11 protein-coding genes are annotated in these 14,463 nt (G+C 47.7%); 3 read left to right on the forward strand and 8 right to left on the reverse strand.

The window, feature by feature from the left end:
• Window positions 1–45: 45 nt before the first annotated feature.
• Together AWU77_RS11760 and AWU77_RS11765 are read right to left on the reverse strand one after the other, a co-directional pair.
• Complete coding sequence (locus AWU77_RS11760; protein WP_202966647.1) at window positions 46–960, reverse strand: DMT family transporter; 915 nt, start codon at window positions 958–960, stop codon at window positions 46–48.
• Between the two features lie 205 nt (window positions 961–1,165).
• Window positions 1,166–3,028, reverse strand: coding sequence for a TonB-dependent siderophore receptor (locus AWU77_RS11765; protein WP_062063606.1), 1,863 nt, complete (start codon window positions 3,026–3,028; stop codon window positions 1,166–1,168).
• 51 nt (window positions 3,029–3,079) lie between these two features.
• On the opposite strand from AWU77_RS11765, the gene AWU77_RS20850 reads away from it, so the two are divergent.
• Complete coding sequence (locus AWU77_RS20850; protein ID WP_255353644.1) at window positions 3,080–3,202, forward strand: hypothetical protein; 123 nt, start codon at window positions 3,080–3,082, stop codon at window positions 3,200–3,202.
• Between the two features lie 9 nt (window positions 3,203–3,211).
• Here AWU77_RS20850 and AWU77_RS11770 read toward each other — a convergent pair whose 3' ends face one another.
• The 3 genes from AWU77_RS11770 to AWU77_RS11780 form a co-directional block, all read right to left on the reverse strand.
• Entirely contained in the window at window positions 3,212–6,466 is a 3,255-nt protein-coding gene (locus tag AWU77_RS11770; RefSeq protein ID WP_062063608.1) for a hypothetical protein, read from the reverse strand.
• Between the two features lie 107 nt (window positions 6,467–6,573).
• On the reverse strand, window positions 6,574–7,362 hold the full coding sequence (locus tag AWU77_RS11775) for a DUF1080 domain-containing protein (protein WP_062063610.1): 789 nt from the start codon (window positions 7,360–7,362) through the stop codon (window positions 6,574–6,576).
• A 235-nt stretch (window positions 7,363–7,597) separates the two neighbouring features.
• Window positions 7,598–8,344, reverse strand: coding sequence for a murein L,D-transpeptidase catalytic domain family protein (locus AWU77_RS11780; RefSeq protein WP_062063612.1), 747 nt, complete (start codon window positions 8,342–8,344; stop codon window positions 7,598–7,600).
• A 213-nt stretch (window positions 8,345–8,557) separates the two neighbouring features.
• On the opposite strand from AWU77_RS11780, the gene AWU77_RS11785 reads away from it, so the two are divergent.
• Both AWU77_RS11785 and AWU77_RS11790 read left to right on the forward strand, forming a co-directional pair.
• Complete coding sequence (locus AWU77_RS11785; protein WP_062063614.1) at window positions 8,558–10,498, forward strand: murein L,D-transpeptidase; 1,941 nt, start codon at window positions 8,558–8,560, stop codon at window positions 10,496–10,498.
• A 189-nt stretch (window positions 10,499–10,687) separates the two neighbouring features.
• A complete protein-coding gene (locus AWU77_RS11790; protein ID WP_152625344.1) occupies window positions 10,688–12,886 on the forward strand; it encodes a hypothetical protein in 2,199 nt (732 codons plus the stop codon).
• Between the two features lie 52 nt (window positions 12,887–12,938).
• On the opposite strand, the gene AWU77_RS11795 is transcribed toward AWU77_RS11790, so the two are convergent.
• From AWU77_RS11795 to AWU77_RS11805, 3 genes are all read right to left on the reverse strand, one after another.
• Window positions 12,939–13,469, reverse strand: coding sequence for a GyrI-like domain-containing protein (locus tag AWU77_RS11795; RefSeq protein WP_062063616.1), 531 nt, complete (start codon window positions 13,467–13,469; stop codon window positions 12,939–12,941).
• Entirely contained in the window at window positions 13,441–13,827 is a 387-nt protein-coding gene (locus AWU77_RS11800) for a YciI family protein (protein ID WP_062063618.1), read from the reverse strand. Before AWU77_RS11800 ends, AWU77_RS11795 begins: the two co-directional genes overlap by 29 nt.
• A gap of 79 nt (window positions 13,828–13,906) precedes the next feature.
• Window positions 13,907–14,272, reverse strand: a complete 366-nt coding sequence (locus AWU77_RS11805) for a DUF1428 domain-containing protein (RefSeq protein WP_062063620.1) — start codon at window positions 14,270–14,272, stop codon at window positions 13,907–13,909.
• Window positions 14,273–14,463 lie beyond the last annotated feature (191 nt).

Raw genomic sequence — 14,463 nt, forward strand, 5'->3', positions numbered from 1 at the left:
ATTCTATATCTATGGATCCCCGCAAGCGGGGATGACGACACCCTTCTATTTAGCCTTGTACACAACTGCGCGTTTAAACTCTGGCCGCCAACCGCTGGAAATTACTACTCCAAATAACACTAACAACATACCTAATAGCTGAATGATATTGGGCAGGGTGCCCAGTGCGAGGCTTACCAAAAGCGTAGAAACGGGAACTAGATTAAACGCAATTGCAGATTTGTCTGGCCCCAGAAAATGCACGCCGCGCAACCAAAAAATATATGCCAATACAGTTCCGCAGATCGACATATAAAATAAAATTCCATGGGTTGTTAAGGATAAATTCGGAATGGTCGCAAAAGGTTGTTCAATGACACTGGCGCTAATCATTAATGCAATTGCACCTATGCTGACCGTCCAGCGCGCCAGTTGTAATGATGGAATGTGGCCAGCAAATTTTTTTGTGCCCACACTATAAAGGCTCCAAACAATACAGGCGCCCAGCATCCACGCATCGCCAAGGGCGATATGTAATAAAGCAAAATTCCCGCCGGTAATCACCAAACTGACGCCCATAAAAGCCAACACAATACCTATGTATTGATAAGTTTGTATGCGGGTTTTGAGTAGCCAGACAGAAAACACCAGTGACAACATGGGCGATAGCGCCATAATTAACGCTGCATTTAATGCCGATGTAGTGTGCAGTGCAGTAAAAAAAGCGTAGTTAAATCCGAACACACCAATAATGCCAAGCGGAATCAGTACGCGCGCATCTTTCCATTGCAACCGGGATTCGGCTTTACCCTGCACAAGGCGCAATAATAAAAACAGTATGAGTGCTATACCAAAGCGTTCAGCGGCTGCGGTAAGCGGTGCTACATCATCTGCGATTGCATGGCCTGCATTAAAATTACTGCCCCAAAAGAAGGTGCTTGCAATCACCATCAACCATACCATCAACTGCGGATTCATCATTAAACTCTCAACTCATCTAGCGGATGCCAAGAATAGAGATTTCGTTTATGGTATGTAAGTTATTTTTTGTTTAAATCTTAGCGGGAGTAGCGAATGCTCCCAACCTGCCTAGGGTAAAAATCAACCAACGTGCGGATCACGAATAAATCTAACGGTCAACCGCCCAGCTTGCGCATGAGCGGTTTTTATGAAGTTCACTAAAAGTTTAGAAATTTAATTTCACATTGATTTTTGCACTGCGCCCTGCCGCTGGGAAACCTATATCGGTGTAGTAGTCTTCATCGGCAAGATTTTCCAAACTCAGGCCCAATTGAAGTTGAGCATTGAGTGTCCAGTGTGCGCTCGCATCAAAACGGTTGTAGGCGTTGAGTGTTTGTTCTACATCAGTGCCAGTGTAGCGGCTGACGGCAAAGCGTTCATCTACCCGCATATATTGTGCGTTAAAGCTCCACGCATCGTTTAACGCGTAATTAATAGATGTGCCATAGGTAACTTGTGGACGGCCGAGTAAATGATTGTCGGACGATATCATGTCGATATCGGTATAGGTTGCATGCGCCCGTAAGCTGAGATTTTCTTGTACTTGCCAATTAAATTCAGATTCAACTCCGCTGGTTTCTACCCGTGACCGGTTAACATTTTTGAATGTTGCGGAATCAAAATCGATCAGGTTGCGATAGTGATGGTCAAAATAGCTGACCCGTGCATTGAATGTGTTTTGATTAAATTCAAAACCGGCATCGCGGGTGGTGACTGTTTCGGGTTGCAAATCGGCGTTGCCCACTAGTGGATGGCCCAGCGCAAAAAAGCTCGGAAGTTTAAATCCTTCGCCCCAATTGGCGAACAGTGTCCAATTGTCATTGACGGTAAACTTAGTGCCGATTTGGCCGCTGTCATTCGCATCAAAACCTTCTGCATCATCGCGGCGAATGCTGGCTTGCACTAACCACGCCTCAGTGGCATAGGTATTCAAATTGATAAAGGCGCTGTCAATTTGGCGATCCAGTGCAAAATTAATCGGGTATACATCCGGTGAATATAAATAGCCTGCGCTGGCTCCATCTTCTTTTTTAGTCTCTACACCAATATTCGCCCAGAATTTTTGCTGATCGCCGAGGGTGTTGATCCAACTAAATTGGGTGCGATTAAAGTCAACTACCGAACCATTGGGTGGAACTGCATCGAAAGGAATAATGCCGGGTGATGTCAGATCTTCGTCGCGTTCATACCAGCTTGCACTTACTTTGCTTTTCCAAATGTGATTAACCTGCGACACCCAACTCATTGCGGCGCTTTGGTCTTTATAATCGCTCATGTCCAAGTCCCGACCAACAGAAAATTCCGGCCCGCCACTTTGCTCGGGGAAACTGGTGCGTTCACCATCAAAATAACGATAACTAAAATTCACGGCGTGTGCATCGTGTTGCCAATTCAAGCGACTGGTGAATTCAGTATTTTTTGCAGTGCTACCAACAACGGGTTCGCCAGCATCTTTACCTTGCAAACTAAATGCATAACTGAGCTTGTTGATGCTGCCGCTGGTAGATACACCAACGCTGCTGTAATCATCGCTGCCCAAGCTTGCATTTAAGGTAGTGGATTTTTTTCCCGGTGTTTGGGTGATGATGTGAATCACACCAGCGAGTGCATCTGAACCATAGACTGCTGATTGTGCGCCGCGAATTATTTCAATGCGCTCGATGGATTCGATGTTGATGCCATTTAAATCAAACCCGCCGCCGCGAGTGTTGGTGGGGTCGTTAAGTTGTACACCATCGAGCAGGACAAGCGTGTGGTTTGCTTCAGCGCCGCGCAAAGCTATTGAGGTAATCCCGCCTGGGCCACCTTGTTCTTCTACCCAGAGGCTGGGCACTTGGCGCAAGGCATCAATCAAACTGTGATTGCTGAGTTGCAACAATTGTTCTTTGTTGATTATCGAAACAGAAGACGATAATTGTTCATTAGTGACTGGGCTATAGCTTCCGGTAACAATAAGTTCTTCGGTAGAGGCCAGTGTGGGTAGTGTAATTACTGCAAGAAATAATGGGGAGAGGCGGAAAGTTTTCATTTAAAGCCTTAGTTTATCTGTATGGTAATTTGGTTTTTAACTGGGGGATAAATGGACTCCGTCACTCACTCTGAGACACGCCGTGAATACATCCATGTAGGCTCGGGCACAGCATCCTTGCTGCGCACGGTCTCAGAGCAAATGCCGGAATCCATTTTTATCGCACTTGGGTAATTTATCTGCTTAATTTTTAACTGCGGGAAACTTATACAGCGTGTAATAAGCATCCATTTTTTCTGGGGCGTTTTTGCTAAACAATGATTGAGTTTTTAACTGTGCGTGATAAACCCGCGCAGTTTGTTGCGGGTGAATTTTTGCTTGCTCCAGCGATGCCACATCAATCCGAATAGATTTACGGTCATCACTCAGTGAAATCGATTTGATTGCTTCTTGTTGTAAACCCAGTTCATCCGAGCCGTAATCCGGCGCATCGCGGTACACCCAAGACTCCAAGGTTAACAGCGATTTTAATTCGTCTGCCGTTATTTTATTGTCAATTGCTTGCGTTAATTCCAGGCTAAAACCGGTTGTGGTAGCGAGCATTTCTTTAATTGCTGGTGCAATGGTTTTTCCGTCCCACACAATACGCTGTAAGCTCGCAATATGGCCACCTTTTGCTTGCCAGCCGCGACCCGTTTGACCGAGTAATAAACTGCCATCTTTCAAAAAGAGTGGGCGCATTACGCCAGATTCGAGGCCATCAATAAACGGCATCACACTGCCTTGCTCAACACCATCAACCGTTTGAAACGCGATGCGCAATAAATTCGATTGGGTTTGATCGCCCATTAACATTTGACCTGCAAATGCACCGAATTTTCCTTTGGTGGTATCCCATGCCGGATTGCCGGGCGAATTGGCAACACGATTGTGTGGCAACAAAACAATTGCGTTAGTGCGTTTGTTTTGTACTTTGTCCCACGCAATTTCTGGCGAGTCGGGTGTCATGCCGGGCAAATCCACAAGGCCTGATGGATGACCGTAAAATTTATCTTTTTCGATGATAAAAATTTTCGAGGTGCCCATAAATTCACCCTGATTATCGGAATACCACAGGCGACCATCTGGCGCCGTTCCTAAACCGGCAGGGCTGCGCAAACCATTTGCCCAGAGCGAAAATTTTCCGTTGGGTTCAATGCGAATATTCCAGCCCGATAATCCACCTTGTGAGCCCATGTATTTACCATTGGCTTTGTAAGTGGAGCCATCGCCGCCGTCGGCTAGATTGATGCTGATGTAGTAAGCCCCATCTTTGCCGCGTACCGGGCCGTGCATGTAGGAGTGATAGTTGCCGTGATAGGAGTGGGCATCAAATAAAGTTTCATAACTGTCGGCGATGCCGTCGCCGTTGGTATCGCTAATACGCGTGAGTTCGGCTTTTTGCCCGGCGATTACGCTGAGTCCTTTTTTGTCTTCAACTAATACACCAAGGCTGTCAAAAGTGCCTTCAGCAAACAAATGCCATTGGCCTTTTACCATACGCCAGATTCCCGCAGTGCGCGTTGCAACTACTGTAGTGTTGTCTTGGGTTAAAGCTAAGCCAAGCGCTTCAAACAATTGCTCGCGGCCAAAATTATCTTTGGGTGGATAATAACTTTCGATGCTGTAACCCGCCGGCAGATCAGCTTTCGCTTGGGTAATTCTGATCGGTTGTTTGCGATAATCGAAGTCTGATTTTCTTGCATGCCAGACATTATTGGCAACTTGCATTTTTGCGGTGAGCGTGGCGCTTTTACTGTCTGCAGGCACGGTCCATTGGCCGTTGCTAATTTTACCTTTGTTCACTGCTGCGTTTTGCAGTAGTTGTGTATTGAGCGAGAATTGTTGTGCAGTTTTTAGTTCGCCGTTTACGGTGATATTCACATCGCCGTTTGCGGCAATCGAAGTTTGGACTTTTATCGTGTTGTTGCCAACGCGATAATTAAAGGTTGGCAATTCACTTTTTTGTTTTGAATTGCGCGTGTAACCTAAAAATTGTGCATTCATTGCCGCGACGCGGGGCAGGTGATCTTCTTTGCTGTTGAGTGATGCCTTAATCGTTTCCACATCGCCAAATTTTGCCTCTTTAAAGGAGAAGTCGATTATCTTGCCCTGCGCATTGAGTGGGACAAATAAAAATTCCTGATTGCCAAAATTAATTTCGCGGCTCTCAAAGCCCATTTTTAAACCCTTGCCACCGCGATTAGTAAACTCGCCAGTCATATCCAAAAATCCGCCTTGCCAAATCTTGGTAATCGCCAGCAAGCGTGGATCAAATGAATAGTTAACACCCCAAGGCGAGCCTACGTGAATTGCCCGGCCGGACGCACCAGTCATAGGCCCGCGCTGAATGCGCACTTCATCGTCAACTAATAATTGCAAACGGTCGGCGATGGGGTCGTATTCTTCGGCGCCGGTTTGCGCGAGCAATTTAATGGTTGGGCCTTGGTCGTGCACATCGTTTAGTGTTGCGAGATAATCGCCAATTGCGTTGATCTGTAAGTCGCTTAATACCTGCGGAGAAAATGCCGGCATGATGGGCAGAAAGGCTTCACCTTTTTTAGCGCCGCTTTCAGCAACGGCTAATTGATCGGTGGCGGCGCGAATGCTGCGGTGTAAATATTGGCGATCTGCCTTTATGGTGAAGCGATGGCCTTCACCACCTTCTACGATTTCGCGGTCACGCGGCTCGCGTTTAAATAAGCCAAATAAATTCGGACCAGAGCTAACGCCGGAATCATTCTTAATTACCGAGTGGCAAGCATTACAGCCAACCGATTCAAAGGTTTCTTTGCCGAGTGCAACAAAATCCACCAACTCTTTTTGATTGGTGGCTTCGCCGGATTTTTTTGGCATGGTGATTAATGAAAAATCTGCAGGCGCGATGGTGAAATTGCGCAGTGCCAGTTGGCCTTTTTTAACCAAAAAGCTGGTGTTGCCCGCCGGATTTTCCCAGCCGACATTGGCATTTTCGCTCATGCCGGTGCGGATATCATTTATCGATACAGTCTCACCATTGATACGCACTTCCACAATTAATGCCGGGTCTACTTTTGCACTGGCTTCGTTATAGCGCGGCGCACGGAAGGTGACGTATAACTTTTGCCATTCGTTGTTAACATTGTTGAGGTCTATTGCATAACGACCTTGCACATAGAGTTTTGCATCGCTGCCTTCTGGAGCTAAAAATTCTGTTTCGAGTACAGAGTCACCGAGGTATGCAGTTGTGTTCAGGTGTTCAGCGCTGCCGTTAGTGGTGAGTAGGAGAATCTCGCCATCGCTGGCGATAGTCGCTTGTAATTTGTTGCCGACTGCACTTACTTTGCTGGCGTTAACCCAAGCGTTGTTCGCTTTAAAAAAATCAGCTGGGTTTTGTGCGTAGAGCGGCATAGCACTGGCGATGAGCGAACCCAGTAGCGCGACTTTTGAAAATAATCCAAGGTTATTCAGGAGAGACATAATCTTTACCTATGTCATTGCACTAAAAAAGCGCCGCAGTGAATAACTGCGGCGCAAACAATCGACAGTGTGAGCAATAAGCAACTGTCAGCGGAAAGAACAGGAAATTAAAGTTTGCGCACCCAAATGTTGCGGAAGTTCATTGCATTGCCGTGATCCTGCAAGCGAATCGGCGCGCAGCCGTGGGCTTTGTAGACGGGTTTGCCAATCCATTCGGTGGCGCCCTGAATTTCGAAATGGTTTTGTACTAAAACGCCGTTGTGCAACACGGTCACGTAACCGGGTGATGTCAGTTTTTGCGCGGCATCAAATTTTGGCGCGGTGAAAATAATATCGTAAGTTTGCCATTCGCCCGGTGCGCGCGATGCATTTACCAGCGGGATAGATTGTTTGTAAATCGATCCCGCTTGGCCATTGGGATAGGTTTTATTGTTGTAGGAATCCAATACCTGCACTTCGTAGCGCTCCTGCAAAAAAACACCACTGTTGTTGCGCCCTTGGCCTTCCAGTAATTTGCCGTTTTCATCGGTAATTAAGGTGGGGGTTTTCCATTCAACATGCAGTTGCACATCGCAAAAAGCTTCTTTTGTTTTGATGTCGCCGGTTTTGGGAACTACCACCAGTGCGCCATCGACAACTTTCCATTTCGCTTCGCCGCCTTCGGCGCCTTGCCATTGGTTTAAATTTTTCCCATCAAATAGTTGCATTGCATCTGAAGGTATGCCGCTTGCTGGAACACTGATAATAGCGGGAACTGGTTCCCATACTTCGGTTTCTTCGGCGAGTTGCCAGGGTTCTTTTTTTTCAGCCGCTACGCAGGTTGCCGAATAGATAAATGCAGTGCTGAGCAGGCCGATGGCGGGCAGTAAGCCGCGTGTTAACAAACGATTATTCATGGAGTTTGACCCTGAGCTTTTGTAGTGGAATTTTTGTCTTGATTGTTATGGTTGTATTTTTTTGATTGTGCTTTTGAGTGTAGTTATAGCGGGTAAAGTGAAGTGCGGCGACTGCTTTTACATAGCTTGATAAAATTATCAGATAAATCAAAAGATTGTTAACATAGCTTTACAGAGTCTGTTCGACGCATGGGGGCGCTCAGGAGGCCGGGAGGGTCGTATGGGGAGAGGAGAATTACTTTTGCGCCAAGTGACCATTGTCCGGGCAGTTTAAAAATTGTGAATTGGCAAGCCATTGCCGGTCGGGATAATAAGAAAATAAAAATTGTTCGCCCTTGATGGTGTCAATCACTTTGCGCGCTATACCTCTGCGTACCGCAGGGCAGCCATGGCTGCGGCCAAGATGGCCGAGTTTTTTGGCGAGCTTTAAATCCACATAATCGGCACCATGAAACACAATTGCGCGCTCCATGGCTTTGTCGTTGAAGCCGTCCTCCAAGCCTTCCATTCGCAGTGAATAGCCATTGGCGCCCATATAGGTTTCTTTGGTGAGGAACAGGCCAAGACTGGTTTGATGACTGCCAGTAGTATTGGAAAAATTGCGGGCAAAATTTTTGCCGGTTTTCATGCCGTGGGCGACCAGCTCTTGAAACAGGAGTTTGCCGGTGACCAGATCAAACACCCACAGGCGCGGTTTGGTCGAGACTAGCGAGTAATCGATTACCGTCAGGTTGCGTGCAGGCGACATGCCTTGTGTGAGCGCACAGTTCAAGGCGGATAGTGCCAGTCCAATCACTTTGGGGTTAGCAGCAGGCGCTGCGCGGCTAAGTTTGTTAAGCAGGTCAGCGGAGGTTTGGTCTTTGCTAAAAGGAGTGTAATTAAACGGATTCGTTGGGCGATCTTGTGCTATTGCCGTATTTAGCGTGAATAGAAGGCTGCAACAGGCCAAAAAAAAGCGGCCCTTAAGGGTTTTGTACAACATGGATAGCCCCGAATGCGCTGGGTAATTAAAGTTGTAGCAGCCTTGCTATGAAAATTTATGCGTAGTCAGTTAATTCAATAGTGTTGAAATGCTAGCATCCATATGGGAATGCGGCAAATAACAAAAGTTCAAAAAATAATCGCCATATTGTATTTGGGGTCGCTTTTTAGGGAATAAATTCACGTTGTTTTAAGCGCGCAGGAGCGCTCGTTTATGTTGTTATCGCGTTTAATGGGATCTGTTAGGTGTTCTCGTCTTGCCTTGGCGAAAGGATTGTTACTGGTGTTACTCGGCGTTGGTACTACCTTTGCCGTGGCCGAAGGGGGCAATCCGTCCGCTGCCAGTATGGGGCAGGCGCTTAGTGCCGCAAGCTTGATTGCCCGCGAAATTGAAGTGCAAATGGTTGCTTTACAGCTGGATGTGCTGGAGGGGCGCCGTACACCTGCCTCCTATAATTTGACTCAAGCGTTGGTCGATTTTTACGAGCAGCGCCAGTATCGCCCAATATGGGATCAGGCCGGTCGCCTGGAACAGTTGATTGGCGCACTGCAAGAGCTGGAGGCCGATGGGCTTACACCGGCGGATTATCAGTTCCAGCAATTGCGCCACGCCCTGCCGCTGCTGGGCGATGATTCCCCGGAAGCCGTTCCTATGCGGGTTGCCGATGAATTGCGTGCAACCAATGCCTATCTGCGGGCGCTCTACCATTTGTATCACGGCAAGGTAGATTCCGCCGGCCTTGCGCCGCAGTGGGATTTTGAACTGCAGGATATGGCACCTATTGCGGATGTTACGCGGTTGATTGAGAGCGTAGAGGCTGGCCAAATTGCCCGCTTATTTGAACAAACCCGGCCGCAGCACCCTACCTATCGCAGCTTTAAAGCGGGTTTACAGCAGTATCGTCAATTGGCTGAACAGGGTGGCTGGCCGTCGCTGCCGGTGGGGGAGACGCTCAAGCCCTGCATGGTGGATCCATCGGTCGCTATCCTGCGCCAGCGCTTGCGCGTCACCGGTGAGTATGTCGATCCGGGCTTACCGGTTGATGACACTGAGCCAACGCCTGCGGAAAAGTGTTTGATCGCGAATGCCGAGGCCAAGGCAAAAGCCCAAGCGGCGTTGTTAGTTGCATCCAGCTCCAGTGCGGCTGCCAGCGCAATAGGTGATGAGTCATCACTGGCGGCGGCTAGCGAATCCAGTTCGATCGCTGCAAGCCTTGAGCCTACTGCGTTTGCTGCGGTGTCATCCGCGCAATCTTCCAGCAAGGCACCGGTTAATCCCGATGAGGTTTTCGATGAATACTTAGTGGAAGCGGTTAAGAAGTTTCAAGCTGAACAATATCTGGAGGTGGATGGCGCAATCGGCCCGGCGACCCGCGCCGCGTTAAATATCTCGGTGCAAGCGCGAATCGATCAGATCCGCGTCAACCTTGACCGCGCGCGCTGGCTGTTGCACAGCATCCCGCCAGAGATGTTATTGGTCGATGTGGCCGGGTTTAAAGTCACTTATTTTAAAGCGAGCCAGCCCATTTGGCGCTCGCGGGTGCAGGTGGGCATGGCTTATCGCACTACGCCGATTTTTAAATCGGAGGTCAATTACATCACCCTCAACCCCACCTGGACTGTGCCGCCCACCATACTGCGCAAGGATGTATTGCCCAAGGTGCGACAAAACCTGAATTACTTGCGCGAGCGCAATATCCGCGTACTGGATAGCAGTGGCAAAGAAGTAGATCCGGCGACTGTCGATTGGCAGAGACCCGGCAATATCACCTTGCGGCAGGACGCGGGTGACGACGCGGCGCTGGGTAAGGTGGTGATTCGCTTCCCCAATAGTCATTCTGTTTACCTACACGATACACCGCACCAAAAATTATTTAATAAGAGCCAGCGGGCGTTTAGCTCTGGTTGCATCCGGGTGGAGCGCGTATTGGAATTGGTTGACCTGCTGTTAGCCGAAACGCCTGCATGGGATTCTGCGGCGATCAATAAAGCGCTGGCGACAGGCAAAACCCGTAACGTCACGCTGGCCAAGCGTGTGCCCATATTGCTCGCCTACTGGACAGTGGATGCTTTGGATGAAACTCGCATTGCATTCAAACCGGATATTTATGCCCGGGATGCCAAGGTGCTAGCCGCCTTAAATGAGCGGCGCTAAACCAGCAAAGGGGTAAAAGAGTAGATTTTGGCGACTTATTGTGTGATTGCGGCATGCAAATTTGTATTTATGCCAAGTCGCGGCTAGCGTTAATAGGAATTTAGACCATAAGCCAAATTGTTTTTTAGGTTTGGTTTGCAGGAATTGGTTTAAAAAACGCCCAGCGCAGCTCACCAAGGATCTACACCCATGGCCACCAGAAAAACCACTCGCACCACAGAGCCCACAGACCAAGATGACCTAATCACTCTGGATTCGCCGCCGGATGAGCAAGTCATTAATTTGCTCACACCAGTGCCGAGCAATGGTTATATGTATTTCACCGAGCGCGATCTCAATAAAATCTTGCATAACTTGGACACGCTGCGCACCAGCGTTTATCCACACACCGCCAATCAGCAGGATTCCGAGAGTTACAAGCAGCCGCAGTTTCCATCGGTCTGTCTGATCGGTCTGGGGCGCTGCGGTTCCAATATCGCATTGGATGTGGCCTCGCTGGTGTATAACGCGCGCAATTTTTATCTCCACGAATTCAATAGTGAAGAAAAAGAAGTGCGTGAGCAGGACAAGCCCATGCGCTGGATTAAACGCAGCCTGCACTTAAAGGGTAGTCATCAAGTTAAACCGGTATTTTTGATTGAGCCGCTGGTGATGTTGGGCGATTTGGATAAAGACATCGAGGGGCGTATTCGTTTCTCTCACAAAGGTGAGCGCTCGGGTTTTCTTAAAGATTACACCAAAATGAAAATCATGGACTTGTCAGAAGTCCATGCCGGTGGTTCGGGTAATGCACCGATTCTCGGCCAATATCTGGCTAAAATCATTTTAAACAAAGATACTCAGCGGTTTTCCAACCCCGATTGGAAATTCGTGCACTCTTATCTAATTGATTCCTGTGGCATTAAAGCCAATCAGTCGCGGTTGTATTTTTATATTTTCAGCGCAGGGGGCGGCACCGGTTCGGGCATGGCGAGCGAGTTTGGTCTTGCGCAGCAATATGCCTATATGAGCAAAACCTTTGATTCCCGCGCACAACCTGAAAGCGCAGAAAATCACGGCCACTCTTTTGTGTTTGAACCGATCTTCACTAGCGGTATTTGTATTCTGCCGAATATTTCTGACCACGGTGTAGAAATGTCGGAAGCTCTGCATATCAACGCCGGGCGTTTACTGTGTAAATACTTGTCAGAGGAGTGGGATTTCTCGTACAACTTCGACAATGAAGACAGCAGTGAAGCCAGTGTGATGCATCGTATTCGCCCCTGGAATGCGATGATGCTGATCTCCAACGACATCATGCGTTACGCCGAAGAAACCGACGAAGGTGCAATTCAGCATATCGATGTTAACGCCATGGAGAAGTACGCCAACCAGTATATCTCCCAGCAGATTTTTAATATTCTCACCGCACAAGCGGTTACCACTGACTACGACGAAAATTATTTCCGTCGCGCCGGTATCGATATAGGCGAAACTATTCGCCTCGATGCCAACGACTTGTTTATGAGCCTCGCAGGCCCTGTGGCCGTTGCCTATGCCGAATCGGTTATTCCCAGCAGTTTGCCGCAAGGGGTGGATAAGCTGCGCGGGATAGACACCAAAAAAATTGGTGAGCTGAACATTGATGATTTGTTTTATCGCTCGATAGATTTGCCACACTTTAATAAAATAACCCAGGCGATTGAAGGTATTAGTTTGCTGCCAATTGAGTCGGCGCGCTACCGCGAATCGCTGGCAAACTATTTGCAAAAAGGCTACGACGCCAATGAATTAAAAGATCTGCATTTCTTTAAGAATTGTTCATCGGTTGTGTCGATTATTTCGCTGCCAAAAGATTACAAACTAAGCTACATGGACTTGAATAAACTCAAGTCTCATTTGAATGCATTGTTCCCCAATACTACGCTGAAGCGCTACGCTCTGGTGATCGGCGCCTCGGCTAATATCTCGCTGACCACGCTGATTGTAAAAAGCCCCTGTTTGAGCGATGACTTTCTTACCTTGATTGTCGCCTTTATCAAGCGCTGTTTTGCCAAAGACCCCTACCGCTTTGATGAGCAGTTAGATGCTGCTATGTTGGATTTTATTCGCGCTGAAGAGTTCGACGAAAAGCTAGTAGATAAAATGCTCAACGAGTATGAGAACCCGGCAAAAATTCTCGATACTAACTGGTATGCGATTAAACCCATGTACGAGAAAAAGTACCGCGAGTTAATCAATGATGCCGACAAGTTTTGCTCGATCAACGATATTCGCCTGTCGCGCGACAGCGTGAAAAAAGCGATCAAATACCTGCGTGAAATTTATCGCCATAAAATTAGTAAAACACGTATCGTGTCTCTTAATTCAAGCCCGGAAACTGACAAGTCTAAAACCCGGTTGCAATAATGCGGTTAGCTTGGTAGTGAAAACGGAGAGTTTAGGCTCTCCGTTTTTTTAATTAAATTAGTCGATTAGGAATAACGGGTAGCCATATTTCAATATCTCCCTCGCCAGTGATTGGGTCAAATTGTTCGCCATAGCGCTCAAAAAAATGCAGCGCATTTTCTCTCGGTGCCTGATGTAGATAAGCTGATCGTGGCAGCCACTGGTCAAAAATAGCCTCAACAGTCTTGCAAATAAACTGTACCGAACCTACATGGTTAAACACCGCGTAGGTTTGCGAGGGAATAATAAATGGACTGAATTTATCTGGTAGCCCAGTGAAATCCCACACGGAGCAGCCGGCCATATAATAGTACTCATGATCGTTAAGCCGAATGCACAAACCATAATCGGCAGCGCCAACACGCTGTGGAATGTCATCCCAACAGGCGATTAGTTCCTGCCAAAGTTGCGGGATTTTTTGCGCGGCATTTGCATCGAGTGGCTCGCGTAAACCGGCAATCAATAATGGGCCTGCTGTTACAAAACGCGGTGACAAAATGGCGCTGGCATCGGGTTCAAGCAAAGTGCTGTTGGAATCGTTCATCTTTTTCAGGGTCCAATTCGCGGATGGGTCGAATCTCAATTGTGCCAAAACGCGCGGGTGGAATTTTACTCGCGAGTTGAATGGCTTCATTTAAATCCCGTGCGTCCAACATGTAGTAACCGGCCAATTGCTCTTTGGTTTCGGCAAACGGGCCATCGGTAATCAGCGGCTTGCCCTCGCGAATACGTAAGCTGGTCGCGGTTGCTGAAGGGTGCAGCGCATTGCCGCCAATCATTTTTCCGCTCGCACGCAATCCTTCACCGCAGGCCACACACTCATGATTCAGCGCTTGCCATTCGCTGGAAGTCATACTGTTAATAATGTTTTCATCGTAAAAAACCAAACAGAGATATTTCATAAAAATTCCTGTGCAAATTATTATTTAAGGCGGATGTCAAATATCCCCCTTAAAAATTGTAGCTTGTGACGGCGATTAACTATTCGTAGCGCACAAGTTCTTTAAAACCGCCATAGGCCATGCGTTTGAAATCGAATGGTGGATTGTCTTTGTTGCACATATCGGCCAAGCGCGGGTCAGCCATCACCAGAGCATTAATGCGGTCGCGCTCTTCTCTCGAAGGGTAAACAATCCAAGCGAGCACCACGGTTTCATTGTCTTTACAGTCTGCCATAGTGCGAAAAGAGGTCATATCCTGAATGTCCAAATCATCGCCCACGCATTCCCAATAGGCGATAGCACCGTGTTCTTTCCAAACTGAACCGGATAAATCAGCCATTTTCTGATATTCCGGCAATTTTTCTGGAGTGATAGGTAATAAAAAACCATCGATGTAATGAGTCATAACAGTCTCCTTATTTACGAGGATAGATTTTAACGGGCAAGTTGTTTTCACAATCTAGTCGAACGGGGAGAGGGGAAATCGACATGCCGATAAAATTATACTTTCATTTTCTTGGGTGCTCGCTAAAACTACTTTATAGTCAGTCACTTAGTTGCTATAGCGCCAAATAGTTGTAACCGGATAAAAGGTCG

Origin of the sequence: Cellvibrio sp. OA-2007, assembly GCF_000953825.1 — a bacterium.
Lineage (GTDB): Bacteria > Pseudomonadota > Gammaproteobacteria > Pseudomonadales > Cellvibrionaceae > Cellvibrio.